Source organism: Palleronia pontilimi, assembly GCF_016412875.1.
GTDB classification, from domain to species: domain Bacteria; phylum Pseudomonadota; class Alphaproteobacteria; order Rhodobacterales; family Rhodobacteraceae; genus Palleronia; species Palleronia pontilimi.
The window spans coordinates 270,172-296,947 of record NZ_JAEKPD010000007.1; the positions used below are offsets into that span (position 1 = coordinate 270,172).

At 67.1% G+C, this 26,776-nt stretch carries 27 protein-coding genes; 16 read left to right on the forward strand and 11 right to left on the reverse strand.

The features are described from left to right. Positions 1-46: 46 nt before the first annotated feature. Positions 47-1,855, reverse strand: coding sequence for an aminopeptidase P family protein (locus tag ILP92_RS08500; protein WP_198915950.1), 1,809 nt, complete (start codon positions 1,853-1,855; stop codon positions 47-49). Positions 1,856-1,907: 52 nt separating this feature from the next. Further along, positions 1,908-3,782, reverse strand: a complete 1,875-nt coding sequence (gene cobT / locus ILP92_RS08505; RefSeq protein WP_198915951.1) for a cobaltochelatase subunit CobT — start codon at positions 3,780-3,782, stop codon at positions 1,908-1,910. A gap of 284 nt (positions 3,783-4,066) precedes the next feature. Between cobT and ILP92_RS08510 the strand changes: the two genes are divergently transcribed. After that, positions 4,067-4,612, forward strand: coding sequence for a PRC-barrel domain-containing protein (locus tag ILP92_RS08510; protein WP_198915952.1), 546 nt, complete (start codon positions 4,067-4,069; stop codon positions 4,610-4,612). Between the two features lie 133 nt (positions 4,613-4,745). Here ILP92_RS08510 and cobS read toward each other — a convergent pair whose 3' ends face one another. Then, a complete protein-coding gene (gene cobS / locus ILP92_RS08515) occupies positions 4,746-5,732 on the reverse strand; it encodes a cobaltochelatase subunit CobS (RefSeq protein WP_198915953.1) in 987 nt (328 codons plus the stop codon). Positions 5,733-5,948: 216 nt separating this feature from the next. Between cobS and ILP92_RS08520 the strand changes: the two genes are divergently transcribed. The 3 genes from ILP92_RS08520 (at position 5,949) to msrB (ending at position 7,755) form a co-directional block, all read left to right on the forward strand. Further along, positions 5,949-6,464 carry a sigma-70 family RNA polymerase sigma factor gene (locus ILP92_RS08520; RefSeq protein ID WP_235971277.1) on the forward strand — a complete coding sequence of 172 codons (516 nt, stop codon included), beginning with the start codon at positions 5,949-5,951 and terminating at the stop codon, positions 6,462-6,464. Then, on the forward strand, positions 6,461-7,177 hold the full coding sequence (locus ILP92_RS08525; RefSeq protein ID WP_198915955.1) for an anti-sigma factor: 717 nt from the start codon (positions 6,461-6,463) through the stop codon (positions 7,175-7,177). The genes ILP92_RS08520 and ILP92_RS08525 overlap by 4 nt, the downstream gene beginning before the upstream one ends. An 83-nt stretch (positions 7,178-7,260) precedes the next feature. Beyond that, on the forward strand, positions 7,261-7,755 hold the full coding sequence (gene msrB / locus ILP92_RS08530; RefSeq protein ID WP_198915956.1) for a peptide-methionine (R)-S-oxide reductase MsrB: 495 nt from the start codon (positions 7,261-7,263) through the stop codon (positions 7,753-7,755). A 212-nt stretch (positions 7,756-7,967) separates the two neighbouring features. On the opposite strand, the gene ILP92_RS08535 is transcribed toward msrB, so the two are convergent. Next, complete coding sequence (locus ILP92_RS08535; RefSeq protein WP_198915957.1) at positions 7,968-8,606, reverse strand: DnaJ domain-containing protein; 639 nt, start codon at positions 8,604-8,606, stop codon at positions 7,968-7,970. Between the two features lie 73 nt (positions 8,607-8,679). Between ILP92_RS08535 and ILP92_RS08540 the strand changes: the two genes are divergently transcribed. Next, positions 8,680-8,937 (forward strand): BolA family protein, encoded by a 258-nt coding sequence (locus ILP92_RS08540; protein WP_198915958.1) that lies wholly within the window; start codon positions 8,680-8,682, stop codon positions 8,935-8,937. Here the strand turns inward: ILP92_RS08540 and ILP92_RS08545 are convergent. After that, complete coding sequence (locus ILP92_RS08545) at positions 8,934-9,374, reverse strand: hypothetical protein (RefSeq protein ID WP_198915959.1); 441 nt, start codon at positions 9,372-9,374, stop codon at positions 8,934-8,936. The genes ILP92_RS08540 and ILP92_RS08545 overlap by 4 nt on opposite strands. Before the next feature lie 201 nt (positions 9,375-9,575). After that, positions 9,576-11,093: an Asp-tRNA(Asn)/Glu-tRNA(Gln) amidotransferase subunit GatB gene (gene gatB / locus ILP92_RS08550; protein WP_198915960.1), complete on the reverse strand. Its 1,518-nt coding sequence runs from the start codon at positions 11,091-11,093 to the stop codon at positions 9,576-9,578. A gap of 168 nt (positions 11,094-11,261) precedes the next feature. Here gatB and ILP92_RS08555 point away from each other — a divergent pair, with 168 nt between their 5' ends. Next, complete coding sequence (locus ILP92_RS08555; protein ID WP_198915961.1) at positions 11,262-11,885, forward strand: lytic transglycosylase domain-containing protein; 624 nt, start codon at positions 11,262-11,264, stop codon at positions 11,883-11,885. A 46-nt stretch (positions 11,886-11,931) separates the two neighbouring features. Beyond that, complete coding sequence (locus tag ILP92_RS08560) at positions 11,932-12,663, forward strand: transglycosylase SLT domain-containing protein (protein WP_198915962.1); 732 nt, start codon at positions 11,932-11,934, stop codon at positions 12,661-12,663. Between the two features lie 5 nt (positions 12,664-12,668). Here ILP92_RS08560 and ILP92_RS08565 read toward each other — a convergent pair whose 3' ends face one another. The 3 genes from ILP92_RS08565 to pepN all read right to left on the reverse strand — a co-directional run bounded on the left by ILP92_RS08565 (position 12,669) and on the right by pepN (position 16,854). After that, on the reverse strand, positions 12,669-13,556 hold the full coding sequence (locus ILP92_RS08565; protein ID WP_198915963.1) for a lysophospholipid acyltransferase family protein: 888 nt from the start codon (positions 13,554-13,556) through the stop codon (positions 12,669-12,671). A gap of 122 nt (positions 13,557-13,678) precedes the next feature. Next, positions 13,679-14,236, reverse strand: a complete 558-nt coding sequence (locus ILP92_RS08570) for a type 1 glutamine amidotransferase domain-containing protein (protein ID WP_198915964.1) — start codon at positions 14,234-14,236, stop codon at positions 13,679-13,681. Positions 14,237-14,301: 65 nt separating this feature from the next. Further along, complete coding sequence (gene pepN, locus ILP92_RS08575; RefSeq protein WP_198915965.1) at positions 14,302-16,854, reverse strand: aminopeptidase N; 2,553 nt, start codon at positions 16,852-16,854, stop codon at positions 14,302-14,304. A gap of 103 nt (positions 16,855-16,957) precedes the next feature. Between pepN and ILP92_RS08580 the strand changes: the two genes are divergently transcribed. The 5 genes from ILP92_RS08580 (at position 16,958) to ILP92_RS08600 (ending at position 20,959) form a co-directional block, all read left to right on the forward strand. After that, entirely contained in the window at positions 16,958-17,155 is a 198-nt protein-coding gene (locus tag ILP92_RS08580; protein WP_198915966.1) for a hypothetical protein, read from the forward strand. After that, on the forward strand, positions 17,156-17,338 hold the full coding sequence (locus tag ILP92_RS08585) for a DUF2256 domain-containing protein (protein WP_198915967.1): 183 nt from the start codon (positions 17,156-17,158) through the stop codon (positions 17,336-17,338). Next, on the forward strand, positions 17,335-19,566 hold the full coding sequence (locus ILP92_RS08590) for a malate synthase G (RefSeq protein WP_198915968.1): 2,232 nt from the start codon (positions 17,335-17,337) through the stop codon (positions 19,564-19,566). Before ILP92_RS08585 ends, ILP92_RS08590 begins: the two co-directional genes overlap by 4 nt. Further along, positions 19,563-19,985 (forward strand): GlcG/HbpS family heme-binding protein, encoded by a 423-nt coding sequence (locus ILP92_RS08595; RefSeq protein WP_198915969.1) that lies wholly within the window; start codon positions 19,563-19,565, stop codon positions 19,983-19,985. Before ILP92_RS08590 ends, ILP92_RS08595 begins: the two co-directional genes overlap by 4 nt. A gap of 194 nt (positions 19,986-20,179) precedes the next feature. Then, positions 20,180-20,959, forward strand: a complete 780-nt coding sequence (locus tag ILP92_RS08600) for a gamma-glutamyl-gamma-aminobutyrate hydrolase family protein (protein ID WP_198915970.1) — start codon at positions 20,180-20,182, stop codon at positions 20,957-20,959. Here ILP92_RS08600 and ILP92_RS08605 read toward each other — a convergent pair. Beyond that, a complete protein-coding gene (locus ILP92_RS08605) occupies positions 20,939-21,418 on the reverse strand; it encodes a hypothetical protein (RefSeq protein ID WP_198915971.1) in 480 nt (159 codons plus the stop codon). The genes ILP92_RS08600 and ILP92_RS08605 overlap by 21 nt on opposite strands. A 51-nt stretch (positions 21,419-21,469) precedes the next feature. Here ILP92_RS08605 and ILP92_RS08610 point away from each other — a divergent pair, with 51 nt between their 5' ends. Further along, the gene (locus tag ILP92_RS08610; RefSeq protein ID WP_198915972.1) at positions 21,470-22,315 is read left to right on the forward strand and encodes a M23 family metallopeptidase; all 846 of its coding nucleotides are present in this window, start codon (positions 21,470-21,472) and stop codon (positions 22,313-22,315) included. Here ILP92_RS08610 and ILP92_RS08615 read toward each other — a convergent pair. Next, entirely contained in the window at positions 22,312-23,073 is a 762-nt protein-coding gene (locus tag ILP92_RS08615; protein ID WP_198915973.1) for an SDR family NAD(P)-dependent oxidoreductase, read from the reverse strand. The two genes, ILP92_RS08610 and ILP92_RS08615, sit on opposite strands and share 4 nt — an antisense overlap. Before the next feature lie 38 nt (positions 23,074-23,111). Between ILP92_RS08615 and ILP92_RS08620 the strand changes: the two genes are divergently transcribed. From ILP92_RS08620 to ILP92_RS08630, 3 genes are all read left to right on the forward strand, one after another. Then, a complete protein-coding gene (locus ILP92_RS08620) occupies positions 23,112-23,597 on the forward strand; it encodes a methyltransferase family protein (protein ID WP_235971240.1) in 486 nt (161 codons plus the stop codon). 102 nt (positions 23,598-23,699) lie between these two features. Beyond that, complete coding sequence (locus ILP92_RS08625) at positions 23,700-25,271, forward strand: Re/Si-specific NAD(P)(+) transhydrogenase subunit alpha (protein WP_198915974.1); 1,572 nt, start codon at positions 23,700-23,702, stop codon at positions 25,269-25,271. Between the two features lie 13 nt (positions 25,272-25,284). Continuing rightward, positions 25,285-26,730, forward strand: coding sequence for an NAD(P)(+) transhydrogenase (Re/Si-specific) subunit beta (locus ILP92_RS08630; protein ID WP_198916024.1), 1,446 nt, complete (start codon positions 25,285-25,287; stop codon positions 26,728-26,730). Positions 26,731-26,776: the final 46 nt, after the last annotated feature.

Below are 26,776 nucleotides of genomic sequence, written 5' to 3' on the forward strand. Positions count from 1 at the left end.
TGCGATGTGAGCGCGCAGACTAGCAGACCCGCGCGCGCTGGCAATGTCAGAGCGGCGCGGTCGCCCGCGCAAGCCAGTCCGCCGCCCGGGCGCTCAGTTTGCCCGCCATGCGCGCGGCCACGTCCCGGTGATAGCCGTCGATCCAGGCGCGTTCGCCCGGCGACAGGACGCCCGCGTCGATCAGGCGTCGGTCGATGGGCACCCATGTCAGCGTCTCGAAGCTCAGCATGTCGCGATCGGCGTCGGCGGTGGCCAGGGCGGGTGCCGGGCGCACGACCACGAGGTTTTCGATCCGGATGCCCCACGCGCCCTCGCGGTAATACCCCGGCTCGTTCGACAGGATCATGCCGGGCTCGAGCGCGATTTCGCTCTGGCGGCTCAGCCTTTGGGGGCCTTCGTGCACGCTGAGATAGACGCCCACGCCATGCCCGGTGCCGTGGCCGTAATCCTGCCCCGCCATCCATAGCGGCGCGCGCGCCAGCGCGTCCAGGTCGCGCCCCGCCAGCCCCTTCGGCCAGCGCGCGCGGCTGATCGCGATCATCCCCTTCAGCACCCGCGTGAAGGCCGCGACCTGCGCGGCGTCGGGCGCACCCACGGCCATCGTGCGGGTGATGTCGGTGGTGCCGTCCACGTACTGCCCGCCGCTGTCCACGAGCAGCAGGTCGCCCGACGCGACGGCCCGGTTGCTGTCCTGCGACACACGGTAATGGGTGATCGCGCCGTTCGGGCCGGTGCCCGCGATGGTGTCGAAACTGATGTCGCGCAGCGCATTGGTGGCCCGCCGGAACCCTTCCAGCGCGCGCACCACGTCGATTTCGGTCAGGCGCGCGCCGTTCGTCACATCGTCCAGCTGCGCGTCGAGCCAGCACAGGAACTCGCACATCGCGGCGCCGTCGCGCAGATGCGCGGCACGGGTGGCCGCGATCTCGGCGTCGGATTTGCGGGCCTTGGGCAGCAGGCAGGGATCCATGTCCCAGGCGACGTCGATGCCCGCCTCCGCCAGCGTCTGACCGACGATGAAAGGCGCGCTGTCACGGTCCACCCGCACGGGGCCGCTGAGATTGGCCAGGGCCGCGACCAGCCCGTCGGGCGGCAGGATATCGACGCCGTCCAGCGCCACGCCATCCAGTTTCGCCGGATCGACGAACAGGCGCACGTCGCCGCTGGCCGCCTCGATCAGCGCGAAGCACTGCACGATCGGGATCCGGGGGATGTCGCTGCCGCGGATGTTCAAGAGCCAGCAGATCGAGTCGGGCAGGCTCAGAACGGCCCAGGCCTGGTCCGCCGCGCGCAGATCCTTCGCGATCCGGACGCGTTTCTGGGCCGCCGATGCCCCCGCCAGAGCGTCGGGATAGGTCTGGGCCTTTCCCTTGGGCGGGTCCGGCCGGTCCGTCCAGACCGCGTCCAGCGGGTTCGAGACCGGTTTCAGGGACAGATCGCTCGCCCCGAAGGCCTTGCGCAGGCGCTCCACCTCGGCTTGGGTGTGCAGCCACGGATCGAACCCCACCACCGCGCCCGGCTTCAGCGTCTCGACCAACCAGTTCGACAGCTTCGCGGCCGGGATTTCGTGAACCGAGATGCTGGAATCCACCTGCGCGCGCGCCTGCAGCGTGTAGCGCCCGTCGACGAACAAGGCCGTGCCCGCCGCCGAGACGGCGCATATCCCCGCCGAGCCGGAGAATGCCGTCAGCCATGCCAGACGGGCGTCGCGATCGGCCACGTATTCCCCCTGGTGCGCATCGGCGCGCGGCACCAGGAACGCATCCAGTCCGCGCGCGGCCAGTTCGGCACGCAGCGCGGCGATGCGGGGCGGCCCCTGGTCGGGACGGTTCGAGACATCGAAATCCTGGAACATCGCGCCCCTTCCTTTCGTCTTCAGGTATCGCGGCGCGGCGGCCGATGCAGGTTCAATGGATGTTCCGGATGCCCAAGACCCGCGCCCGCTTGCGCGGGTCGCTGTCGAAAAGCCCGGCCAGTTGCTCGGTCATGGCACCGGCCAGCTGCTCGGCATCGGTGATGGTGACGGCGCGGTTGTAATAGCGCGTCACGTCGTGGCCGATTCCGATGGCGATCAGCTCCACGCGCTTGCGCCGCTCGACCATGTCGATCACGTCGCGCAGGTGCTTTTCCAGGTAGTTCGCCGGGTTCACCGACAGGGTGCTGTCGTCCACCGGCGCGCCGTCCGAGATCACCATCAGGATCTTGCGCGCCTCGGGGCGGGCCGACAGCCGCCGATGCGCCCATTCCAGCGCCTCGCCGTCGATGTTTTCCTTCAGCAACCCTTCCTTCATCATCAGGCCCAGGTTGGTGCGCGCCCGCCGCCAGGGCGCGTCGGCGGCCTTGTAGACGATGTGGCGAAGGTCGTTCAGCCGACCCGGTCGCTGCGGGCGGCCAGCGTTCAGCCACGCCTCGCGCGCCTGTCCGCCCTTCCAGGCGCGGGTGGTGAAGCCCAGGATCTCGGTCTTCACCTGGCAACGCTCCAGCGTGTGCGACAGCACGTCGGCGCAGATCGCGGCGATGCTGATCGGCCGTCCCCGCATCGAGCCCGAATTGTCCAGCAGGATCGTCACCACCGTGTCGCGGAACTCGGTGTCCTTCTCGACCTTGAAGCTCAGCGGCGTGGTGGGGTTGGCCACGACGCGCGCCAGGCGGCCCGCGTCCAGCGTGCCCTCTTCCAGGTCGAACTCCCACGAGCGGTTCTGCTTGGCCTGCAGCCGCCGCTGCAGCTTGTTGGCAAGTCGCCCCACAGCACCCTTGATGGGCTCGAGCTGCTTGTCGAGATAGGCGCGCAGTCGCTCCAGCTCGGCCGGTTCGGCCAGTTCCTCGGCGCGGATCTCCTCGTCGTGGGACTGGTCGTAGACCACGTAGCCCGGATCGGCCTCGCTGACGGGGGGCGGGGGCGGCGGCTCCATGGGCGCGTCGCCCTCGGGCATCTCGACCTCGTCGCCCGCTTCCATGTCGGCGGTCTCGTCCATCGAGATCTCGGCCTGCGCCGCGTCCTGGGTCTGCTCCTGGGATTGCGCGGCGTCGGCGTCCTGATCCTCGCCGCTGTCGTCGTCGCCGGTGCTGTCGGGATCGGTGCCGTCGTCGGGCTCGTCCTGGGCTTCGCTGTCGTCGTCGGCATCCTCGGCGTCGGGATCCTCGCCCAGCTGGTCGCCGTAGCCCAGGTCGTCGATCACCTGCCGCGCCATGCGCGCGAAGCCAGCCTGGTCCGACAGCGTGTCCTGCAACCCCTCGAGGGTCTGGCCCGCCTGGCCTTCGAAGAACTCGCGCCACAGCGCCGCCGCCTTCTCGGCCCCCTCGGGCAGATCGCGGCCCGTGGCCATCTGGCGGATCAGGTAGCCCGCGGCGACCGACAGCGGCACTTCCTTGCGCTCGCCCACGTTGTCGTAGCCCTTCTTGACCACCTCGGCCTCGATGCGCGCGTCGATATTGCCCGCTGTGCCGGGCATGATCCGCGCGCCCATGGCCTCGCAGCGGGCGTTTTCCATGGTCTCGTAGATCTCGCGCGCCATCTGGCCGGGCGGGGCGTAGCGGTTGAAGGTGGCGGCGTCGTGATACCGGCGGCGCAGCGCGAAGCTGTCCGCGGTGCCGCGCGCCAGCATGACCTCGTCGCGGCTCATCCGGCGACTGATCTGCGGCAGGCGCAGCCCGTCATTGTTCATCCCCGGCGGATCGACGGAATAGGTCACGCCCATGTCGGGGTCGTCGGCCAGCACGCGGGTGGCTTCGGCCAGGGCCTTCTTGAACGGATCGGCTGGATTGTCGGGCGGTTTGCTCATGGCGCGCAATCTAGCCTGCGTGGCTGCAGACACAATGCGAAGGCGCCCCGGTTGCCGCGCTTTTCGAGCTCCGCACGATTTTGTGCGCCGCTGCCATGGGCCGGAATTGGCCGATCGCCCGGGGCGAAACGGTCCGGTTTTGGCCGATTCCGGCGCCCCGCGGGTCCGGCTATCGCGCGGGTCGTGCCCCGAGCGCAGACTTGACGCTCACATCGACCGCCGCCGACGGGCGCCGCGAAGGGGCGCGCCCGCGCGATCCGGCGGTCGCGACAAGGAGGAAAGTGATGTCTGCACTGTTCAAGAAGACCGGACCTGCCGCCCTGCTCGCGCTGCTCGCCACCGTCCCGCTGGCGGTCTCGGCCCAGACCGAGGCCACGGACGGCGCGACCGCGCCCGTCGAAGGCGATGCCATGGCCAATGACGTGGCCCAGGCCGAGCCCGCCCCGCCCCCGAAACCCGTCGAAGGCCAGATCGTGATGCAAAGCGAGAACACGATCCTTGCCGACGACCTGCTGGGCAGCCGCGTCTATTCGCAGACCGGCGAAAGCATCGGCGATATCGACGACATGATCGTGACCCTCGACGGAGCCGTCGAAGGCATCGTGATCGGCGTCGGTGGTTTCCTGGGGATGGGCAAGAAGTCGGTCGCCCTTCAGATGAGCGCGCTGTCCACCAGCACCGATGACATGGGCAATGTCCGGCTGGTCACCAGCGCGACCAAGGCCGACCTGGAAGCGGCCGACGAATTCGTCAGCGTCTCGCGCCAGCGCGCCATCGAGCAGAACCAGCAAGCGGTCGAAAGCCAGGGTGCCGAGGGTACCGGCGGCTAGGCCCGCCCGGCCACGCCGAAGCCGCGACCGAAATTGAAAAAGGGGCGACCCCGCACGGGCCGCCCCTTCATCTTTTCGAAAATATCCCGGAGAGCGCGAGAGGCAGCGCCTCTCGCACGGGCGCAGGCCCGTCCTAGCCCAGCGACAGGCTGGCGGCGCTTTCGGGCAACTCCTCGTCGAAGCAGCGCTGGTAGAACTCGGCCACCGTCTCGCGCTCGAGCTCGTCGCACTTGTTCAGGAACGACAGCCGGAACGCGTAGCCCACGTCGTTGAAGATGTTGGCGTTCTGCGCCCAGGCGATGACGGTCCGGGGCGACATGACGGTCGATAGATCGCCGTTCATGAAGGCCGTGCGGGTCAGGTCCGCGACGGTGACCATCTGCCCCACGATCTTGCGGCCCTTGTCGGTGTCGTAGCCCGGCATCTTCGCCATCACGATCTCGGCCTCGGCGTCGTGGTCCAGGTAGTTCAGCGTGGCCACCAGCGACCATCGGTCCATCTGGCCCTGGTTGATCTGCTGGGTGCCGTGGTAAAGCCCGGTCGTGTCGCCAAGACCCACCGTGTTGGCGGTGGCGAACAGGCGGAAATAGGGGTGCGGTTCGATCACCTTATTCTGGTCCAGCAGCGTCAGCTTGCCGTCCACCTCCAGCACCCGCTGGATCACGAACATCACGTCGGCGCGGCCCGCGTCGTATTCGTCGAACACGATGGCCGTCGGGTTGCGCAGCGCCCAGGGCAGGATGCCTTCCTGGAACTCGGTCACCTGCACGCCGTCGCGCAGCTTGATCGCATCCTTGCCGATCAGGTCGATCCGGCTGATATGGCTGTCCAGGTTCACCCGCACGCAGGGCCAGTTCAGCCGCGCCGCAACCTGCTCGATATGGGTGGACTTCCCGGTGCCGTGATAGCCCTGGATCATCACCCGGCGATTGAACTGGAAGCCCGCCAGGATCGCCAGCGTGGTGTCGGGATCGAAGCGATAGGTGCTGTCGAATTCGGGCACGCGATCGGTGCGCTCGGCGAAACCGTGCACCTTCATGTCGCTGTCGATGCCGAACACATCGCGCACCGAGATATCTTCGGTGGGTTTGGCGTCGATATCAATGCTGCCATCGGCCATCGGGAAAGGTCCTTTCATCCGGTCCCAAGGGCGTCGAATACGGGACCAAGTGCATCTGCCGCGCGTGGTGCAACATATCCCTTCGTGGTGCAAGGGGAAGGGGCGCGGGCGCTTTGACGCTGGTGTTGGCGGACGCCGTTTGATCTAGTCCCCCGCAACAAGAACGCGCTGCGCCGGGAGATCCGCTTGCCTACAACCGCCGAAGATGTCGAGGTCATGATCCTTGCCGTGGCCGACCAGGACCGCACGGCCTTCCTGTCGCTTTACGATGCGACCAGCGCGAAACTTTTCGGCGTCTGCCTGCGTGTCTTGAAGGATCGCGGGGATGCCGAAGACGTCTTGCAGGACGTGTTCATCAAGATCTGGCGCAATGCCGACCGCTACAAGGCCAACGGGCTGAGCCCGATGACATGGCTGATCACCGTCGCAAGAAATGCGGCGATCGACCGGGTGCGGACGCGCAAGGCGCCCGCAGAGGATACGGAAGCCGCCGAGCGGATGCCCGCATCCGGCCCCACCCCCGAAGGCGCGGCCATCGCCGCGTCCGAGGCACGACGAATAGCCGCCTGCTTGGGGGAGCTGGAGGACAACCGCGCAGACGCCGTGCGCGGGGCATATCTGGACGGCCAGTCCTACCAGGATCTGGCAGACCGGTTCGATGTGCCACTGAACACGATGCGAACCTGGCTTCGGCGGAGCCTGATGAAACTGAAAGAGTGCATGAGCCGATGAGCAAGCACGACATCACCCCCGGCACACCCGATGCCGACGCGCTGGCCGCCGAGTACGTGTTGCACCTGCTCGACCCCGAGGAGCGCGCGCGCGTCGAGGCGCTGCTGGATGTCGACGGCGCCTGGCGCGGCCGCGTGGCCGACTGGTCCGAGCGGCTGGGGCTGATGGCCGATGAGATCGACCCCGTCACCCCGCCCGCCCATCTGCGCGCCCGGGTGGAACGCCTGGTCGCAGAAGATCGCGCGGCCGGGACGGACAAGCCGCGCGCGCGGCGATCCGGCTGGCTTCAGGCGCTCCTGGGCGGGGGCGTCGCCGCGACGCTGGCCGTCCTGCTTCTGATGGTCGCGCTGCCCCGGATCCAGCCGCCCGACAGCGGCCCGCTTTATGCAGCCGACGTCGCCACAGCCGACCAGGCCCTGCTGGTCGAGGCGCACTACGATCCCGATGCGGCGCAACTGACGATCACCCGCGTGGCCGGAAGCGCGCCGCCGGGCCGCGACCTGCAGATGTGGCTTCTGACCGAAGACCAGCCGCCGCACTCGGTCGGGATCCTGCCCGAAGACGGCACCCTGTCGATCCCGGTGATCCCGTTCTGGGGCCAGCGCATCCCGACGGGCCGCTTCGCGATCTCGGAAGAGCCCCCGGGCGGATCGACCGACGAGATCGGTCCGACCGGCACCGTTCTGGCGGTGGGCGAAGTCCAGGAAATATGACGGTTCTTCACAGTGTTGCGAGACCCGGAGACGCAATCGGCGCGCGGGATTATGTAGAATGCAGAGAGTCTGGAGGACCCCGCATGCATAGACGACAAATCCTGATCGGCGGCACCGCGCTTGCCCTGATGCCCCTGGCGTCGAGGTTCGCCACCGCGGCCGAGACATTCGAGGTCACGCGCTCGGAATCCGAGTGGAGGGCGATGCTGACCGACAAGGAATATTACGTGATGCGCGAAGAGGGCACCGAACGTGCGTTCACGTCGCCGCTGAACGACATCACCGCGCCGGGCACGTTCTACTGCAAGGGCTGCGATCAGGCGCTGTATGTGACCGAAACCAAGTTCAAGTCCGGGACCGGCTGGCCGTCCTTCTACCAGCCCCTGCCGGACGCCGTGGCCACGAAGCCTGATCCCGGGATTTTCGGGACCCGCACCGAAGTCCATTGCGATCGCTGCGGATCCCACCTGGGACACGTGTTCGACGACGGCCCCCCGCCGACCGGCAAGCGCCATTGCATCAACGGGATCGCGATGGTCTTCCGGCCCGAAGGCGGTGGCGACCCGGTCGTGGGCTGAGGCCGGACCGAAACGAAAAGACGGTAAATGACGGGCTGCGACCAGTGCTTGGCGCAGCCCGTTTCTTTTGCGCCCGTGGCGGCTGTATCGCACCCGTGTAAGCGTGGTCCCGCGCAGGGAACGGGCCCCGAGCGTGTCTGCGGCGCGTGACTGCGAAGGCCGCGCACCGGCCTTCACGTCCCTTTTTTTAGACAGTCAGGCCGGTCCGCCCGTCAGTTGGTGAAATTGCGGCTGTCCTTGATCTGGTCCCACGCCCAGACCACTTCGCCCAGCTGTTCCTCGTGGCCCCGGTCGCCGCCGTTCATGTCCGGGTGCAGCACCTTGATCAGCGATTTGTACGCCTTGCGGATCTCGGCCTTGGTCCAGTGATCCTTGGCTTCGAGGATCTCGACCGCGCGCCGCTCGGTGGGCGGCAGGCGGCGCGTGGTGCCGCCGGTCATGGACTTGCCCGGATTGCGCGTGGCGTTGTCGCCCAAGACCTGGTGCGGATCGTCCACGCCCAGCCGCGCCCAGGCGCGCTGTTCGTCCGACTTCTTGCCGAACGGCTTCGTCTCGCGGCCCCAGACCCGATCCTTCGCGATCTGACTGTCGAATTCTTCCTCGGTGGAGCCGTTGAAGAAGTTCCACTTCAGATTGTACTCGCGCACGTGATCCTTGCAGAACCACAGGTATTCATCCAGGTGATCGGGCGAGCGGGGCGCACGGTACTGGCCGTGCTCTTCGCAGCCGGGGTGTTCGCACACCCGCGTCGAGGTCTCGAAAGCGCCCGACATCCCGCGTTTTCCGCGCGGATTCTTCTTCTTCGCGGAGGTCACGCGTATATCGAATCCGAAGGGGTCGCTTTTGGGCATGATGGCTCCTTTCCAGTGCGGAGGGGAGAGTTTAGAGAAACAATCGCCAAGGTGAAGAGGGGATTTGCGTGAAATGCCGGTGATCGACGAAATCCGTACGCGGCTGGATGCCGCATTCGACCCGCGTGCGCTGGACGTGCGGGATGACAGTGCCCAGCATGCGGGACATTCGGGCGCACCCGCGGGGGGCGAAAGCCACTTCTCGGTGACGATCCGCGCCGACGCGTTCGGCGAGATGAGCCGCCTTCAGCGCCATCGCGCCATCCACGCGGCGCTGGGCCCCGAGCTCGTGGCGCGCATTCACGCGCTGGCGCTGGACGTGGACGGCTAGTCCCGGGCCGCGCCGGGCACGGGGCGCAGCGCGCCGTCGGGCGCACGTTTCGCGCTGAGGCTGCCGGTCTTGCGCGGCTCGGGCGCGGGGGCGTCCGACGCGGCGATTGGCGCGTCATGGGCCTGGGGCGCGTCGCGCTGGGCGTTCAGCTGCGTTTGCCACTGGGCCGCGCCGTCCTGCGCCGGGGCGGCCTCGACCGTGTCCACCCAGCGGCGATAGATCAGCACCGTGACCGTTTCGGTCACCGTCTTGCGCAGGAACCCCTGCGACGCGCTGACCACCAGGGTTTCGGAACGCTGGTATTCCCAGGCATCGCGGCCTTCCGCGTTCAGCGCCTCTTCCAGTCCCAGCGCGAAGCGCGCGGCGGTATCTTTCACGCCCTTGGTGCGCGGCGCCTCTTTCGGGGCGGGAACGACGCGGTATTCGTAATAGGACATGGGCTTCCCCCGGATTGGGCTTCGGACGCCGCGTCTATCAGCGATCCGAAGCGGTCTGTCCAGACCCGTCCCGCGGCAGCCTGCGCGCCGTGCGGGCCCGTTCGAGGCGCGGCCCGCCGACGGCGGTGACGATCGGCGGAGTGCCGCCGCCCCGAGACCCATGCGCGCGTTGCGGGATCAGGGATCGCGGTGCCGGTCGGGTCAGCTACCGGCGAGTTTCTGCGCGACGATCTGGTTCACGACCTTGGGATTGGCGGTGCCGCCCGTGGCCTTCATCACCTGGCCCACGAACCAGCCCGCCAGCTTGGGGTTCTGCTTGGCCTTTTCGACCTGCGCGGGATTGTCGGCGATGATCCGGTCCACCGCGTCTTCGATGGCACCGGTGTCGGTGACCTGCTTCAGCCCGCGGTCTTCCACGATCTGTTCGGGGTCGCCGCCTTCGGTATAGACGATTTCGAACACTTCCTTGGCGGTCTTGCCCGAGATCTCGTCGGCCTTGATCATCCGGACGATGGCGGCCAACTGCGCGGGCGCGACGGGGCTGTCGGTGATCGCCCGGTCGTCCTTCTTCAGGCGGCCGAAGAGCTCGTTGATGACCCAGTTCGCGGCCATCTTGCCGTCGCCCGCGTCCTTGGCCACCGCTTCGAAAAAGGCCGCATCTTCCACATCCGCCGTCAGCACGCCCGCGTCGTATTCGGTCATGCCGTACTCCAGCACGAAGCGCGCGCGCTTCTCGTCGGGCAGTTCGGGCAGCGACGCGGCGATGTCGTCGACCCAGGCCTGCTCGATCTCGAGCGGCAGCAGGTCGGGGCAGGGGAAGTAGCGGTAATCGTGCGCTTCTTCCTTCGACCGCATGGACCGCGTCTCGCCCTTGTCGGGATCGTAGAGCCGGGTTTCCTGCACCACTTCGCCGCCGTCTTCGATGATGGCGATCTGGCGGCGGGCTTCCACGTCGATGGCGGCCTGGATGAACCGCATGGAGTTCATGTTCTTGATCTCGCAGCGGGTGCCCAGGTGGCTGAAATCCTGCGTCTCCTGGTAGCGTTCGTAATCGCCCGGACGGCAGACCGACACGTTCACGTCGGCGCGCAGGTTGCCGTTCTGCATGTTGCCGTCGCAGGTGCCAAGATAGCGCAGGATCTGGCGCAGCTTGCCGACGTAGGCCGCCGCTTCCTCGGGGCCGCGGATGTCGGGGCGGCTGACGATCTCCATCAGGGCGACGCCGGTGCGGTTCAGATCCACGAAGCTCATGTTCGGGTCCATGTCGTGGATCGACTTGCCCGCGTCCTGTTCCAAGTGGATCCGCTCAATCCGCACCAGCCGCGCAACGCCCGGCCCCATGTCGACCAGCACTTCGCCCTCGCCCACGATGGGGTGGTAAAGCTGGCTGATCTGGTAGCCCTGCGGCAGGTCGGGGTAGAAGTAGTTCTTGCGGTCGAAGGCGCTGGTCAGGTTGATCTGCGCCTTCAATCCCAGCCCGGTCTTGACCGCCAGCGCCACGCAGCCTTCGTTGATGACCGGCAGCATCCCCGGCATGCCCGCGTCCACGAAGGCCACGTTGCTGTTCGGCTCGGCCCCGAACAGGGTCGACGCCCCGGAAAAGAGCTTGGCTTTCGACGCCACCTGGGCGTGGACTTCGAGCCCGATCACCAGCTCCCAGTCGTCCTTCGCACCCTGGATCACCTTGGGCTTGGGCGTCTCGTAGGTCAGGTCGAGCATGGCATGATCCTTTGCAAAAGGGCTGGACGTCGCGTCTGGATATGCCGGGGGTCGGTCGGGAACAAGGGGTCGGCTTGGCGAGATACCGCCGGGTCGGGATCGCCGGACTCGCGCGATATCGCCGAATCGAGCTAGAGCAACACGATCGTAAATCACTCGGTGTGAAAAATGCTGAAACGTGCCGCCTTTTGCCTGCTGCTTCTGATTCCCGCCTGCGTGTCCTCGAAACCGCAAGTCGAGGACGTGCCGGACGAGCTTCCCGTGACCCGCTGGGATTTCCGGCCCGAATCCAACGTCTGGACCGAGGCCACCCTGACCGCGCTCGAACAGCACGGCGCGATCCTGCCCGCCATGGTGCCCGCCGACTACGCGGAATGGTGCCCGGAATACGCCAACCAGACCGAAGAAGGCCGCGCGGCTTTCTGGACCGGGCTGCTGTCGGCGCTGGCCAAGCACGAAAGCACCTGGAATCCCAGTGCGGTGGGCGGCGGCGGGCTGTGGTACGGGCTGACGCAGATCGACCCGCGCACGGCCAGGGCCTATGGCTGCGAGGCCACGTCGGGCGAAGGTCTGAAGAACGGCGCGGCGAACCTGCGCTGTGCCGTGCGCATCGCGGCCAAGCAGGTCTCGAAGCGCGGGACGATCACCCGCGGGATGCGCGACTGGGGTCCGTTCCATTCGGCCCAGAAGCGCGCCGAGATGGCGGCGTGGACCCGCGCGCAGCCCTATTGCAGCCGCCCCGCCGAGCCCGAGCGGACCTCGCCCTTCGCCTTCCTGACGCCCAAGACCTGAAGCTTGCGAGCTTGCGATGCGGGCACCCGGCCCTAGTTTTGCGCGTATGATACGTGCCATTGCTCTTTGCCTTGCCTGCGTCGCGCTGCCCGCCTGGGCCGAACACGTCCGACCGAAGGCCCGCCCGACGCTTGATCCGATTCCGGTGACCCGCTGGGATCACCGCGCCGAATCCGAACGGTGGAGCCGCGCGGGGCTGCAGGCCCTGAAATCCCACGGCGCGCCCCTGGTCGAGATGGACCCGAGGGACATCGCGGCCTGGTGCCCGGGCTACCGCAACGCGCCGCTGGAAGACCGCCGCGCGTTCTGGGTCGGGTTCCTGTCGGCCCTCGCCAAGTATGAAAGCACCCACAAGCCCAGCGCGGTCGGTGGCGGCGGGAAATGGTTCGGCCTTCTGCAGATCGCGCCCGCCACGGCGCGCGCCTACGACTGCAGGGCGGGGACGGGCGAGGCGCTGAAGAACGGGCCCGCCAATCTGAGCTGCGCCATCCGCATCATGTCGGAAACGGTCGGTCGCGACGGCGTCGTGCACGCCCGCGAGCCGCGGTGGAGCGGTGTGTCGGCCGATTGGGGACCGATGCGTTCGGCCGTCAAGCGGCAGGACATGCGCAATTGGCTGCGCGGTCAGGAATACTGCCAGATGCAGACATCGCTGCGGCCGAAGCCGCGCCCCGCGCCCGAAGAGCTGGTGATGGGGCCCGTGCGCAAGCTGATCCGGTCGCAGGCCCGGCCGGAACTGGCCACCCTGCGGCGCTTCACCGAAACCCGTCCCTTCTAGAACGGTCAGGCCGATCCGGCCTTTCCGCGCGAGCCCGAGATCAGCGCGGGCGGGCGCGCGCTGCCGAACAGCGGCTGCGCCCGGTCGCCGCTCAGCGACAGGGTGGCGTTCTTCAGAAAGCGGATCGCCTCGTCCGAATTGGCATCCAGCGCCTTGCCCGAGATCGGTTGCCCGATCGAGATGCGATAGGGCTGGCTGGCCTTGTTCAGCATCTCGTGGAACAGGGTGATGTCGCGCAGCGTCTCGTGCAGCAGGTCGAAGAGGTAAAACAGCGCCGAGTTGCGCGCGCCGATATGGATCGGGATCACCGGCACTTCGAACTTGCGCGCCAGCATCGCGGCCGACGCCATCCAGTCCCGCTCGTAAAGTCGCAGGCCCCGCCGCTTGGCCAGGCGGCCGGACGGGAAGATGATGCCCAGACGCCCTTCCTTCATGGCGCGCATGGTGAAGGCCATGGTTTCGCGGGTCTTGCCGTGGCTGCGCTTGTCATGGCGCCATTCCACCGGCGCGATCATGCCTTCCAGCTGGGGCACGACCTTCAGGATGTCGACATTGGCATAGAAATACAGATCCGGGCGCAACGGCGCCAGCAGATGGTGCAGCATGATGCCGTCGGCGATGCCGGTGGGATGGTTGGCCACGATCAGCGCGGGGCCATGGCGCGGAATGTGATGCAGGCCGGACACCTGCAGGTCACGCGCCAGCATGTGGCCCATGCGGTCCATCAGCGCGCGGCCCGACCAATCTTCCATCTCGCGGGCCAGCTCGACCGTGCGATCGTAGCTCAGCATGCGGTGGAGGATCGGGCGGATCGCGCGGATCGCCAAGGAGTCGCGGGCCAGCCATTCGGCCCGCTCTTCGATCTGCTGATCTATGCGCTCTTTCACGGCCATGAGGGACCACGCTGCTTCACCCGTTCCACCAGAGATGGCGTTGCGGACACCCGAAGGCAAGCGCCGCCACCGGGGCAGGGGGGGATGAGCGTATCATCGCCCGTCCGCTTCGCGCGCCCCATCTAGGCCGCCGAAGCCTGTGTGCGGCTGTTTACCGCGTCGATGATGGCCTGGCAGAATGCGTCCAGATCGTCGGGATTGCGGCTGGTGATCAGGTTGGCGTCCTGCGCGACGGGCTCGTCCACCGCGGTGGCACCCGCATTCGCAAGGTCGGTCCGGATGGATTTGTAGCTGGTCAGCCGCTTGCCCGCGACCAGCCCGGCCTCGATCAGCAGCCAGGGCGCGTGGCAGATCGCGGCCAGCGGCTTGCCGCTGTCGCCGAAGGCCTTGATGCGGCCCACGGCGTCTTCGTTCACGCGCAGCACGTCGGGATTGATCTGGCCGCCGGGCAGGACCATCGCGTGATAGTCGTCTATATCCACGTCCGCGATCGCCTTGTCGGCCTTGACCGTGTCGCCCCAGTCGGTGACGTCCCATCCCTTGATGTCCGCGCCGTCGGGGGTGGCGACATGGACCGTGGCCCCCGCCGCTTCGAGTTGCTTCTTCGGCTCGGTCAGTTCGCTTTGCTCGAACCCGTCCGAGGCCAGGATGATGATCTTCGCGCCGTCGATAGTGGGCATGGGAATCTCCATCTGTCAGTGACTAAGTGTTGACCTGACAACCCGTATCTCCCGGTCAGGGTTCCTCAGCCGTCCAACATCCGGCCCACCATCTCGCCCGTGTCGCGCGACAGATCCGGCGCGGCGCTGATCCGGTCCAGCGCGTCGCGCATCAGTCCCTGCCGGTCGGCGTCGTAGCGGGCGCGCGTTTCGAACAATGTCGTCATCCGCGCCGCGGTCTGCGGATTGACCGGGTCGAGCTTGATCAGCCAGTCGGCCACCAGCGCGTAGCCGCTGCCATCGGCCTTGTGGAAGCTGGCGTGGTTCATCCCGAGCGCCCCGATGACCGAGCGGAAGCGGTTGGGGTTCTTCCAGTCGAAATCCGGATGCTCCACCAGCCGCGCGGCGATGGCCGCGCCTTCGGTGCCAGGGGCTGCGGCGATCTGCAGCGAGAACCACTTGTCCAGCACCAGGCGGTGATCCTTCCAGCTCTGGTAGAACCGCGCCAGGGCGTCGTCGGCCGCGCCGATGCGGATCAGCGGGACCAGCGCGCCCAGGCTGTCGGTCATGTTGTCGGCGGCGTCGAACTGGCGGCGCGCGCGGTCGCCGCCGTCCAGCTTGGTCAGGTAGGCCAGCGCGGCGTTGCGCAAGGCCCGCTTCCCGGCATCGGCCGCGGCGGGATCGTAGGGGCCATGGACCTGCATCCCGTCGTAAAGCGCCGTCAGGGTGCTTTCCAGATCCACGGCCATGGCATGGCCCAGGTCCCGACGTGCTGCCGCGATGGCGTCTGGGTCGGGGGTCTGTCCCGCCAGCGCCAGCGTTCCGGCCATGTCGTCGTCGGAGGGCAGGCCGAGCACCAGCGCCCGGAACGCGGGGTCCAGCGTCTCGTCGGCCAGCACGGGCTGCAGCGCGGCCAGGAAGTCCGGGTCGGAATCCGCGCCGTCGGTCACCATCGCCGTCAGCGCGGCCTTGGCCAGCATGCGGCCCGCTTCCCACTTGTTGAACGGGTCGGTGTCATGGGCCAGCAGCACCGCGCGGTCGGCCTTGGCGAGGTCCAGATTGAGCGTCACGGGGGCCGAGAAATTGCGCAGGACCGACGGCACCGCGTCATCGGTGCCGATGTCGAAGCTGACGCGGGTCGGCGTCTCCGACACCTCGATCACGGTCGTGGCAAGCACCTCGCGCCCGTCCCGCGCGATGGCGCCGAGCGACACCGGGATGACCGGAAGCGCCTTGTCGGTCTGACCGGGCGTCTCGGGGATCGCGGCGTCGATCTTCAGCGTCAGCGTGCCGTCTTCAAGCCGCCAATCCACGTCCAGGACCGGCGTGCCGGCCTGGCTGTACCACAGCTTGAACTGGGTCAGATCGCGGCCCGTCGCATCCTGGAACACCGCCAGCCAGTCCTCGATGGTGCAGGCCTGCCCGTCGTGGCGTGCGAAATAGAGGTCGAGCGCCTTCGCGTAGCCGTCGTCGCCCACCAGGCGCCGCAGCATCCCGATCAGCTCGGCCCCTTTTTCATAGACGGTGGCGGTGTAGAAGTTGTTGATTTCGATATAGCTTGCGGGCCGGACGGGGTGCGCCAGCGGGCCCGCATCCTCGCGGAACTGGCGGCCGCGCAGCATCTGCACGTCGCCGATGCGCTGCACCGCGTGGGACCGCTCGTCACCCGAGAATTGCTGGTCGCGATAGACGGTCAGCCCTTCCTTCAGGCACAGCTGGAACCAGTCGCGGCAGGTGATGCGGTTGCCGGTCCAGTTGTGGAAATATTCGTGCGCGACGATGGATTCGATCCGCGCGTAATCGTCGTCGGTCGCCGTTTCGGGCGACGCCAGCACGTAGCGCGCGTTGAAGATGTTGAGCCCCTTGTTCTCCATCGCGCCCATGTTGAAGTCGTCCACAGCGACCACGTTGAAGACGTCCAGGTCGTAGGCGCGGCCATACACCCGCTCGTCCCACGCCATCGACCGCTTCAGCGCATCCATGGCGTAGGCGCATTTGTCCTCGTCGCCCGGGCGCACCCAGATGTTGAGCGCGACATCGCGCCCCTCGCTGGTGGTGAAGCGGTCGGAATGGGCCACCAGGTCGCCAGCCACCAGCGCGAAAAGGTAGGCGGGCTTGGGATGCGGGTCTTCCCATTCGGCGAAACCGTCGCCCGATGCGCCCGGATTGCCGTTGGACAGCAGCACCGGAAGGTCCGAGTTGATCCGGACGGTGAAGGGGGCCATCACGTCCGGGCGGTCTGGATAATAGGTGATCTTGCGAAAGCCCTCGGCCTCGCACTGGGTGCAGAACATGCCGTTCGAGATGTAGAGCCCTTCGAGCGCGGTGTTGGACGACGGGTCGATCTCGACCGCGCATTCCCACACGAAGGGCGCATCGGGCGCGTCCACGGTCAGCCCGGTGGCGTCAAGCCGGGGCGCCACCTCGGCCCCGTCGATCCTGGCCCAGAGCAGGGTCAGCCCCTCGCCATCCAGCCGCAGCGGGCCGCGGGTGGCATCGGGGTTCGGCCGCATCCCGATCCGCGCCGTGACCCGGGTGGCCGATCGTCGCAGATCGAAGGACAGGTGAACGTGCTCTACAATATGGCTGAAAGGCGCGTAGTCTGTCAGATGAACGGCACGGGGGGCGGCTTCTTTCATACCTGTGAACTCTCGATCCTTGGGACTTCCTTCATGCGCACTACGTATGGGTCAATCGGGCCGCCAGCAAGCGGCCCTGTCTTGCTTGCAAACGAGGTATGAAATGTCTGCTCCGAACACCGATGTCGAAAAGCAGAGCAACCGCCACAAGGTGCCCCTGGTCGGGATGACCATGACCGTCGTCTGGTCTGCCCTGCTTCTGGTGGCCCTGCTCGTATGGATCAGCTGGAACGGCAACGAGCCGGCCAACGACACACCCATCGACGAAGAAGGCGCTGCCGCCACCACCACCGCCCAGTAAGTGCCGCGCGGTGTTGCGAAGGCCGATTTGCCGCAAAAGGAGTGTTCTTTTTGCGGCCGGCCCTTCGTGTGGCGAAAGAAGTGGCGCCGGGATTGGGACAGCGTAAAGTATTGTTCCGACAAGTGCCGTGCGCTGGCGCGGCGCACTTCCACATCCCAAAGACCAAATAACGAGGCCCCATGACCGACCGCACCCATCGCTGTGAGCTGCAAGTCGCCACCGAGCTAGCCGAATTCCTGGAAAGCCGGGCGCTGCCGGGGACCGGCGTCGACACCGATGCCTTCTGGCAGGGGTTTTCGGATCTCGTGCACGAGCTTGGACCGAAGAACGCCGAGCTTCTCGAGACCCGCGCGACGATGCAGGCGCAGCTCGATGCCTGGCACCGCGACAACCCCGGCAAGATCACCGATCGCGACGGCTACCACGCGATGTTGCGCGACATGGGATACCTGGTCGATGACGGCCCCGATTTCAGCATCGAGACCGAGAACACCGACCCGGAAATCGCCCACGTGCCCGGACCGCAACTGGTCGTGCCGATCATGAACGCGCGCTATGCGCTGAACGCCGCCAACGCCCGCTGGGGGTCGCTTTACGACGCGCTCTACGGCACCGACGCGCTGGGCGACCTGCCGCAGGGCAAGGAATACGACCCCGAGCGCGGCAAGCGCGTCATTGCCCGGTCCAAGCGGGTGCTGGACGAGGCCGCGCCGCTGATCAGCGGCAGCCACGACCAGCTGATCGGCTACCGGATCACCAGCGAAGGGCTGGAAGGCGTCATCCTGAACGACCAGGACTGGCGCGCGGCCGATGCCACCCGCAAGGACAAGGATCACCGCCCCGCGGGCAACACGCCCGAGGTCGAGCACACGCTGCCCCTGGCCGACCCGTCGCAATTCGTGGGCTACCGCGGCGACCAGTACGCGCCGAGCTCGGTCGTGCTGAAGAAGAACGGCTTGCATATCGAGATCGTCATCGACCGCGACCACCAGATCGGCGGCAGCGACCAGGCGGGCGTGGCGGACATCCAGCTTGAATCCGCGATCTCGGCGATCATGGATTGCGAAGACAGCGTCGCCGCGGTGGATGCACCCGACAAGGTGCTGGCCTATGCGAACTGGCTGGGTCTGATGAGGGGCGACCTGGCCGAGGACGTAACCAAGGGCGGCAAGACCTTCACCCGGCGCCTGAACGACGACCGCACCTACACCGCGCCCGATGGCGGCACGCTGACGCTGAAGGGCCGCGCGCTCATGCTGATCCGCAACGTGGGCCACCTGATGCGCAACCCCGCGATCCTGGACCGCGACGGCAACGAGGTGTTCGAAGGGCTGATGGACGCGGTCTGCACCACGTTGATCGCCATGCACGACCTGCAACGCGACGGCGGCAACTCGGTCCATGGCTCGGTCTATGTGGTCAAGCCCAAGATGCACGGCCCCGCCGAAGTGGCCTTCGCCGACCGGATCTTCACCCGGGTCGAGCAGATGCTGGGCCTGCCCGCCAACACCGTGAAGCTCGGGATCATGGATGAAGAGCGCCGCACCTCGGCCAATCTGCGCGAATGCATCCGCGCGGCCAAGTCGCGCGTCGCCTTCATCAACACCGGCTTTCTGGACCGCACCGGGGACGAGATCCACACGTCGATGGAAGCGGGCCCCATGGTGCGCAAGGGCGAGATGAAGAACTCGGCCTGGATCGAGGCCTACGAGGATCGCAACGTCGACATTGGCCTCGCCTGCGGGCTGAAGGGTCGCGCGCAGATCGGCAAGGGGATGTGGGCCATGCCCGACCTGATGGCCGACATGCTGGAGCAGAAGATCGGCCACCCGAAATCGGGCGCCACCTGCGCGTGGGTGCCGTCGCCTACCGCCGCGACGCTGCACGCGCTGCATTACCACCAGGTCGACGTGCACGCGGTCCAGGACGAGCTGGCACAGGGCGGTCCGCGCGGCACGCTGGAAGATTTGCTAACGATCCCGCTATCGGACGCCAACTGGTCCGAGGACGACATCACGTCGGAAATCGAGAACAACGCCCAAGGCATCCTGGGCTACGTGGTGCGCTGGGTCGATCAGGGCGTGGGCTGCTCGAAAGTGCCCGACATCCACGACGTGGGCCTGATGGAAGACCGCGCGACCTGCCGGATCTCGAGCCAGGCGCTGGCCAACTGGCTGCATCACGGCGTGGTCTCGGAAGATCGCGTCATGGACGTGATGAAGAAGATGGCCGAGGTCGTGGACCGCCAGAACGCGGACGACCCGAACTACACGCCCATGGCGCCGTCCTATGACACGGTGGCCTTCCACGCCGCCTGCGATCTGGTGTTCAAGGGGCGCGAACAGCCCTCGGGCTACACCGAGCCGGTGCTGCACGCCCGGCGCCTGGAGTTGAAGGGACAGACCGCATGATGACCTCGGACCAGGCGCTGATCGCCGTGACGCAAACGCTGGCCAAGGGGCGCGAGATGGGGCTGAAGCCATTGTCGGCCATCGTGCTTGACGCGGGCGGCCACCCGCTGGCCTTTCACCGGGCCGATGGCGCATCGCCGGGCCGCTATGCCATCGCCCATGGCAAGGCGTACGGCGCGGTGATGCTGGGCATGACCGGCAGCCAGCAGATGGACCGGGCCGAGGCGCAGCATTATTTCATGACCGCCGCCAACGGCGTCTTCGGCGGTGCGGTGGTCCCCGTGCCCGGCGGCATCCTGATCCGTGACGACGCAGGTGCGGTGATCGGCGCGCTGGGCGTGACCGGCGACACGTCCGACAATGATGCGAAGGCGGGCCTGGCGGCCTTGGCCGAGGCGGGGTTGAACGGCGACGCGTAAGCTCGCCGAAGGATCGGGCGAAGGAGGTATTCGATGACAGGTGAGTCGGAAAACCTGCTTTCCATCAAAACCCTGCGCGCTTGTCTTCATCCATCCGAAGATACCAACCTGGCGCAGGTGCCTTGCCGGGCGGTGGTCCGGCTTGGCGCATCCCGGACGCTCTGTTATCAACCGCCATGGCAAGGAGGACTGGCATGAGGCGCCCCATCGTCGGCATCATCGGGAACCACCACCTGATCAACGACAGCTACGAAATCCACGGCGGCGGTCGGATGAACAGCGAAGCCGTGTCGCAGGTCACGGGCGCCGTGCCGCTGATCATCCCCAGCGATCCCGCGATCGTCAGCGTGGCAGAATTGATGGACACCTGCGACGGCTTCCTCTTCACCGGTGGCAGGCCCAACGTGCACCCCGAGGAATACGGCGAGACGCCGACCCCCGCCCATGGCGATTTCGACCGCAACCGCGACCGCATCGCGCTGCCGCTGATCCAGGCCTGCGTCGCGGCGGGCCAGCCGATCCTGGGCGTCTGCCGCGGTTTCCAGGAGGTCGCGGTCGCCATGGGCAGCACGCTGCACCCCGAGATCCGCGAATTGCCGGGGCGCATGAACCACCGCATGCCCCCCGACGGCACCATCGAAGAGAAATTCGCCCTGCGCCATACCGTTACCTTCACCGAAGGCGGGCCGTTCCACCGGCTGATGGGTGCCCGCGAGGTCATGACCAACACGCTGCACGGGCAGGGCATCAAGCAGCCGGGCGCGCGCTTCGTCATCGACGGCCACGCGCCCGACGGCACCCACGAGGCGGCTTACGTCGCCGACGCGCCGGGTTTCACGCTGGCGGTGCAGTGGCACCCCGAGTACCGCGCGGCCGAAGATCCCGTGTCGCGCCCGCTCTTCGCGGCCTTCGGCGATGCGGTGCGCGCGTGGGCCGCCCGCAAGGCGCCGCAGTCAGTCCGGCAGATCGCCTGACGCCTGCTCGTCGACATCCGCTTCCGCGGTGTCGTCCGTTTCGGGGCGGCTTTCGGGCCGTTTGACGACCGACGGCGCGATCTCGAAGGCGCGGCGCACCGGCTCCGTCCCGAACACGCGTCCGCCGTAGCGGCGTGCGGCGGCCAGCACGGTGGCATCGGGGTTCTCGGCGCAGAAGGTGGCGATGGACGTCACGATGTCGATGGAGGACGCCGCCGACAGGGGCTCGTCCTCGACCAGCATTTCGCCCGCGTCGATCCGCCCGGCCATGTAGCCCAGCAGCCAATCGCCGGCCTGCGCCAGCAGGGGCGCGTTCTCGGCCCCGGTCACGTCGGAACAGGCGGACAGCCCGATGCCGCCGATCCCGGCCTTCGCGGCCAGGTCGCGCATGCTGGCGTCGTCGCCCTGGGCTAGCGCTGCCCCGGCGCTCATCATCACGATTGCGATCGCGGATTTCATTCGCACTTGCCCTCCACGGCCCGAATGGGCACCGCTGACAGATAGCACAGCATGGGGGAAAATCCGATAAAGGCGCTGAGCTTCCTCTGCCTGACCGCGTTCGCGCTGGCGCTTGGCCTGCCGTCGGCGGACGCCCAGACGCGCAACCAGTGTTTCGAGGTGCTGTGTATCGACACCGCGACCCGCGGCGAGACGACGATCCTGACCGCGCGCAACACCGCGCGCAACACGCCGATCACCGTTTCGCTGGCCTTGCGGCTGGACAACCTGGACGCGGAAGGCACCGGCCAAGCCGTCCTGGCCCCCGGCAAGGCGCGCCAGCTCTTTATCCTGACGCCGCGCGGGCGCGGAGCATCAGAATTCACCTACGACTATAGCTGGATGCCCGGCGATTTCCGGGCGCGCCCGGATCCGCGCGCGACCTATGCTCTGCCCTTCCGCGGGGCCGCGCTGCCCGTCTTACAAGGCTGCGACGGCTGGTTTTCCCATCGCGGTGAGCTGGGCCAGTCCATTGATTTCGCCATGCCCATCGGCACCCAGGTCCATGCCGCACGGGCGGGGCGCGTGATCTTCACGAAGAGGGACAGCCAGCGCGGCGGCCCGTCGCAGCGCTTCATCAATGACGACAACAAGGTGCTGGTGCAGCACGCCGACGGCTCGGTCGCGGCCTACGCGCACCTGGCGTTCGACAGCGCGCGGGTGGTGCCGGGACAGGATGTGCGCGCGGGCGACGTGCTGGCGCTGTCGGGCAATACCGGATTTTCGGCTGAGCCCCACCTGCATTTCGAGCTTTACACGCCCAAGCCCGAGGGGGGGCGCCAAACCTGGCCGGTGCGCTGGCGGATCGGCGACGAAACGGTCGTCTGTCCGCGCCGTGGCACGGTTCTCAACAACTAGGTCTGGCCGCCGCTGATCTCGATGCACTGGCCGTTGACGCTTTTGGACGCGGAATCGCAGAGCCACAGCGCGGCGGCGGCGATTTCGGACACCTCCATCAGCCGCTTGTGCCGATTGGCGCGAATCATCGTCTGGCGCGCCTCGTCTTCCCCCATCCCCGTCCGCTCGGATATCTCGGCGGTGTTGCGCGTGACGATATCGGTGTCCACGTAGCCGGGACAGATCGCGTTGAAGGTGATGTGGCCGCCCATGTAATCCTCGCTCAGGCCGCGGATCAGGCCGATGACGCCGTGCTTGGATGCCGAGTAGGCAGGGGCCCCGCGCAGGCCGCGCACGCCCGCGATCGAGCTGATCGCGATGACCCGGCCCGCGGGCACGTCGCGCATGGTCTTCAACGCTTCGCGCAGGGTCAGGAACACGCCGTCCAGATTGGTGGCCAGGATCTTGCGCCAGAAGGCCAGGTCCATCTTGTGCAGGCTGCGCCCCTCGGCGATGCCCGCGTTCGCCACGCAGATCGCGATCGGCCCGCGCGCCGCAACCGCCTGGGCGAAGCCGTCCACGACGGCTGCCTCGTCGGTCACGTCCATGACCAGCGGGTGCAGGCCGGGCGTCGCGTCCGCGGCGTCCTGAAGCGCCTGTTTCCGCCTACCGGTGATCGTCACTTCCGCGCCCGCACCCGCGAGGGCTTGCGCGATGGCCAGACCGATACCGCTGCCACCGCCCGTGACGATGGCGTGCTGTCCGCTGAGATCCGGCATGGTGCACTCCGACTGAAGGCGGCTAGGGTGGCCGCGACATGACCCCGAAGGTGAGAGCAGATCGCATGGAAGGCAAGACACCGATGCGCTGGATCGACATTCCGCCGAACTGGCTGGCCGCGCATCTGCTGGCGCTGTGGGTGCTGGGCGAGGGCGGGCCGCAAATCGAAGGCCGGGTCTGGGATGCGCTTGGGGTGTGCCTGATCGTGCTGGGACTGGCGCTCATGCTCTGGTCGGTGGTCTGGATGGTGCGCGCGCGCACGACGCCGATCCCGCACCGGATGCCGTCGGCGCTGGTGACGGGCGGGCCGTTCCTGTTCTCGCGCAACCCGATCTATCTGGGCGACATGATGATCCTGGCCGGTGCCGTCGCCTGGAGCGGGGCGGTTCTGGGACTGCTCCTTCTGCCGCTTCTGCTGGTCATCCTGACGCGACGCTTTATCATCCCCGAAGAGAAACGCCTGACACGCGCGTTTGGACCGGCCTATGAAAGCTGGGCCAGGCGGGTCAGGCGGTGGTTGTAAGGGTTGAAAAGGTTTCGCGCGGTGGGCTGCTTGCGAAATATTATTGCGCAGGCTAGTCAGCTTCGTTGACGGGACAGCAAGGCGCACAAGGAGAGGGCGGAGATGAAATTCGGCGTAATCGGCGAACACCAGGACAGCGAGGCGCGCGTCGCGATGACGCCCGCCTCGGCGGCGCAACTGCAAAAGCTGGGCCATGAATGCGTGATCCAGGCAGGGGCGGGCGCCAAGGCGGACTTCGCCGATGACCTTTACCGCGACGCAGGCGTCGAGGTTCTGGACAGCAAGCAGGCGGTCTTCGACCAGGCCGACGTGATCGCCAAGGTGCGACCGCCCTCCGAAGAAGAAGTGGACATGCTGCGCGAAGGCCAGACGCTGATCTCGTTCTTCTATCCGGCCGAAAACGAGGACCTGATGAAGCGCGCCGCCGACAAGGGCGCATCGGTCATCGCCATGGACATGGTGCCGCGCATCAGCCGCGCGCAGAAGATGGACGCGCTGTCGTCCATGGCCAATATCGCGGGCTACCGCGCCGTGATCGAGGCGGCCAACAACTTCGGCAGCTTCATGACCGGCCAGGTGACCGCCGCGGGCAAGGTGCCGCCGGCCAAGATCCTGGTGGTGGGCGCGGGCGTCGCGGGCCTGGCCGCCATCGGTGCCGCCACGTCGCTGGGCGCCATCACCTACGCCTTCGACGTGCGCCCCGAAGTGGCCGAGCAGGTCGAGTCCATGGGCGCCGAGTTCGTCTATCTCGACTTCGAGGGCGAGGATGACGGCGCGGGCGAGGGTGGGTATGCCAAGCCCTCCAGCCCCGAGTTCCGCGAGGCGCAGCTGGCCAAGTTCCGCGAAATGGCGCCGGACATGGACATCGTCATCACAACGGCGCTGATCCCCAACCGCGAAGCGCCCGAGCTCTGGACCGAGGACATGGTCAAGGCCATGAAGCCCGGCTCGGTGATCGTGGACCTGGCCGCCGAGAAGGGCGGCAACTGCAAGATGACCGTCAAGGACGAGAAGATCGTCACCGACAACAACGTCACCATCATCGGCTATACCGATTTCCCCAGCCGGATGGCCAAGCAGTCCTCGACGCTCTATTCCACCAACGTGCGGCACATGATGGCCGATCTGACGCCCGAAAAGGACGGCCAGATCGTGCATAACATGGAAGACCAGGTGATCCGCGACAGCACCATCGCCCATGGTGGCGAGGTGACGTGGCCACCGCCCAAGCGCGAAAGCCCGTCCCCCAAGAAAGAGCAGAAATCCGAGAAGCCGAAGAAGAAGACGGCCGAGGAAAAGGCCGCCGAAGAGGCCGAGGCGTTCAAGAAGCAGACCCAGCAACAGGTGGGCATGCTGGCCGCGGGCGGCGTCCTGCTGCTGCTGGTCGGCGCCGTGGCGCCCGAGAGCTTCATGAGCCACTTCATCGTCTTCGCGCTGGCCTGTTTCGTGGGCTTCCAGGTGATCTGGGGCGTGGCGCACAGCCTTCACACGCCGCTCATGGCCGTGACCAACGCCGTCTCTGGCATCGTCATCCTGGGCGCGCTTCTGCAGATCGGGTCGGGCAACTGGATCGTCGTGATCCTGAGCTTCGTGTCGGTGCTCATCGCATCCATCAACATCGTCGGGGGCTTTTTGGTGACGCGCCGGATGCTGTCGATGTTCGTCAAATCGTAAGGGGACCATCATGATCGGACTGGGTATCCAATCGGCGGCCTATATCGTCGCCACCATCCTGTTCATTCTGGCCCTGGGCGGTCTGAAGGACGAGGAAAGCGCCAAGCGCGCCATCTGGTACGGCATCGTCGGCATGGCGCTGGCCGTGTTCGCGACCGTGTTCGGGCCGGGCGTGCAGAACCTGCTCATCATCTTGGTGGCGGTCGCCGCGGGCGGCTTCGCGGGCTGGTTCATCGCGGGCAAGGTGCAGATGACCGAGATGCCGCAGCTGGTGGCGGCGCTGCATTCGTTCGTGGGCCTCGCGGCCGTGTTCATCGGGCTCAACGCCGACATCATGCTGGGCGCCGTCAGTGCCATGCGCGACAGCGGCATGAGCCTCGAGGACGCGGGCCTCACCGGCTTCGGTGAAAAGCTGTGGAACAAGGACACGGTCGAGATCGCGATCCTGAAGGTCGAGGTCTTCCTGGGCATCTTCATCGGTGCCGTGACCTTCACCGGCTCGATCATCGCCTTCGGCAAGCTGGCGGGCAAGGTGGACGGCAAGTCCAGCCAGCTGCCCGGCGGGCACATGCTGAACCTGGGATCGGTCATCGCCTGCCTGATCCTCGGGATCCTCTACTACAACGGGGCGGGCATCTGGGCGCCCGTGCTGGTCGCGATCATCGCGGGCTTCATCGGCTATCACCTGATCATGGGCATCGGCGGCGCCGACATGCCGGTGGTGGTGTCGATGCTGAACAGCTACTCGGGCTGGGCCGCGGCGGCGATCGGCTTCACGCTGGAAAACGATCTGTTGATCGTGACCGGCGCGCTGGTGGGCTCATCCGGTGCGATCCTGTCCTACATCATGTGCAAGGGCATGAACCGGTCCTTCGTCAGCGTGATCCTGGGCGGCTGGGGCGGCGAAAGCAGCGGCGGCAGCCAGGACATCGACGGTGAAATGGTCGCCATCGACGCCGACGGCGTGGCCGATGCGCTGCAGGATGCCGACAGCGTCATCATCGTGCCGGGCTACGGCATGGCGGTCGCGCAAGCGCAGCAGGCGGTCAGCGAGCTGACCAAGAAGCTGCGCGACGCCGGAAAGAAGGTGCGCTTTGCCATCCACCCGGTCGCGGGCCGTCTGCCCGGCCACATGAACGTGCTGCTGGCCGAGGCCAAGGTGCCCTACGATATCGTGCTCGAGATGGACGAGATCAACGACGACTTCAAGGATACCGACGTGGTCATCGTCATCGGCTCGAACGACATCGTGAACCCGGCGGCCAATGACGATCCGGGCTCGCCCATCGCGGGGATGCCGGTGCTGCACGTGTGGGAGGCCAACCAGGTCTTCGTGTCGAAGCGCGGCTCGGGCACCGGCTATTCGGGCATCGAGAACCCGCTCTTCTACAAGGAGAACACGCGGATGTTCTATGGCGACGCGAAGGAATCGGTGAACGAGCTTCTCAAGAAGCTCTGAGACCGGCGACACGACCGACAACCGGCACCGCGGGGGCGACTCGCGG

Excerpts from the sequence above, each read along its gene's own strand:
- cobS (WP_198915953.1), bottom strand. The coding sequence starts at position 5,732 with ATGGCCGATGGCAGCATTGATATCGACGCCAAACCCACCGAAGATATC.
- msrB (WP_198915956.1), top strand. The coding sequence starts at position 7,261 with ATGCATAGACGACAAATCCTGATCGGCGGCACCGCGCTTGCCCTGATG.
- ILP92_RS08560 (WP_198915962.1), top strand. The coding sequence starts at position 11,932 with ATGATACGTGCCATTGCTCTTTGCCTTGCCTGCGTCGCGCTGCCCGCC.
- ILP92_RS08555 (WP_198915961.1), top strand. The coding sequence starts at position 11,262 with ATGCTGAAACGTGCCGCCTTTTGCCTGCTGCTTCTGATTCCCGCCTGC.
- ILP92_RS08535 (WP_198915957.1), bottom strand. The coding sequence starts at position 8,606 with ATGCCCAAAAGCGACCCCTTCGGATTCGATATACGCGTGACCTCCGCG.
- ILP92_RS08605 (WP_198915971.1), bottom strand. The coding sequence starts at position 21,418 with ATGAAATCCGCGATCGCAATCGTGATGATGAGCGCCGGGGCAGCGCTA.
- ILP92_RS08545 (WP_198915959.1), bottom strand. The coding sequence starts at position 9,374 with ATGTCCTATTACGAATACCGCGTCGTTCCCGCCCCGAAAGAGGCGCCG.
- ILP92_RS08590 (WP_198915968.1), top strand. The coding sequence starts at position 17,335 with ATGACCGACCGCACCCATCGCTGTGAGCTGCAAGTCGCCACCGAGCTA.
- ILP92_RS08580 (WP_198915966.1), top strand. The coding sequence starts at position 16,958 with ATGTCTGCTCCGAACACCGATGTCGAAAAGCAGAGCAACCGCCACAAG.
- ILP92_RS08615 (WP_198915973.1), bottom strand. The coding sequence starts at position 23,073 with ATGCCGGATCTCAGCGGACAGCACGCCATCGTCACGGGCGGTGGCAGC.
- ILP92_RS08625 (WP_198915974.1), top strand. The coding sequence starts at position 23,700 with ATGAAATTCGGCGTAATCGGCGAACACCAGGACAGCGAGGCGCGCGTC.
- ILP92_RS08565 (WP_198915963.1), bottom strand. The coding sequence starts at position 13,556 with ATGGCCGTGAAAGAGCGCATAGATCAGCAGATCGAAGAGCGGGCCGAA.
- ILP92_RS08520 (WP_235971277.1), top strand. The coding sequence starts at position 5,949 with ATGATCCTTGCCGTGGCCGACCAGGACCGCACGGCCTTCCTGTCGCTT.
- cobT (WP_198915951.1), bottom strand. The coding sequence starts at position 3,782 with ATGAGCAAACCGCCCGACAATCCAGCCGATCCGTTCAAGAAGGCCCTG.
- ILP92_RS08500 (WP_198915950.1), bottom strand. The coding sequence starts at position 1,855 with ATGTTCCAGGATTTCGATGTCTCGAACCGTCCCGACCAGGGGCCGCCC.
- ILP92_RS08595 (WP_198915969.1), top strand. The coding sequence starts at position 19,563 with ATGATGACCTCGGACCAGGCGCTGATCGCCGTGACGCAAACGCTGGCC.
- ILP92_RS08540 (WP_198915958.1), top strand. The coding sequence starts at position 8,680 with ATGCCGGTGATCGACGAAATCCGTACGCGGCTGGATGCCGCATTCGAC.
- ILP92_RS08510 (WP_198915952.1), top strand. The coding sequence starts at position 4,067 with ATGTCTGCACTGTTCAAGAAGACCGGACCTGCCGCCCTGCTCGCGCTG.
- ILP92_RS08620 (WP_235971240.1), top strand. The coding sequence starts at position 23,112 with ATGACCCCGAAGGTGAGAGCAGATCGCATGGAAGGCAAGACACCGATG.
- ILP92_RS08600 (WP_198915970.1), top strand. The coding sequence starts at position 20,180 with ATGAGGCGCCCCATCGTCGGCATCATCGGGAACCACCACCTGATCAAC.
- ILP92_RS08570 (WP_198915964.1), bottom strand. The coding sequence starts at position 14,236 with ATGCCCACTATCGACGGCGCGAAGATCATCATCCTGGCCTCGGACGGG.
- pepN (WP_198915965.1), bottom strand. The coding sequence starts at position 16,854 with ATGAAAGAAGCCGCCCCCCGTGCCGTTCATCTGACAGACTACGCGCCT.
- ILP92_RS08610 (WP_198915972.1), top strand. The coding sequence starts at position 21,470 with ATGGGGGAAAATCCGATAAAGGCGCTGAGCTTCCTCTGCCTGACCGCG.
- ILP92_RS08525 (WP_198915955.1), top strand. The coding sequence starts at position 6,461 with ATGAGCAAGCACGACATCACCCCCGGCACACCCGATGCCGACGCGCTG.
- gatB (WP_198915960.1), bottom strand. The coding sequence starts at position 11,093 with ATGCTCGACCTGACCTACGAGACGCCCAAGCCCAAGGTGATCCAGGGT.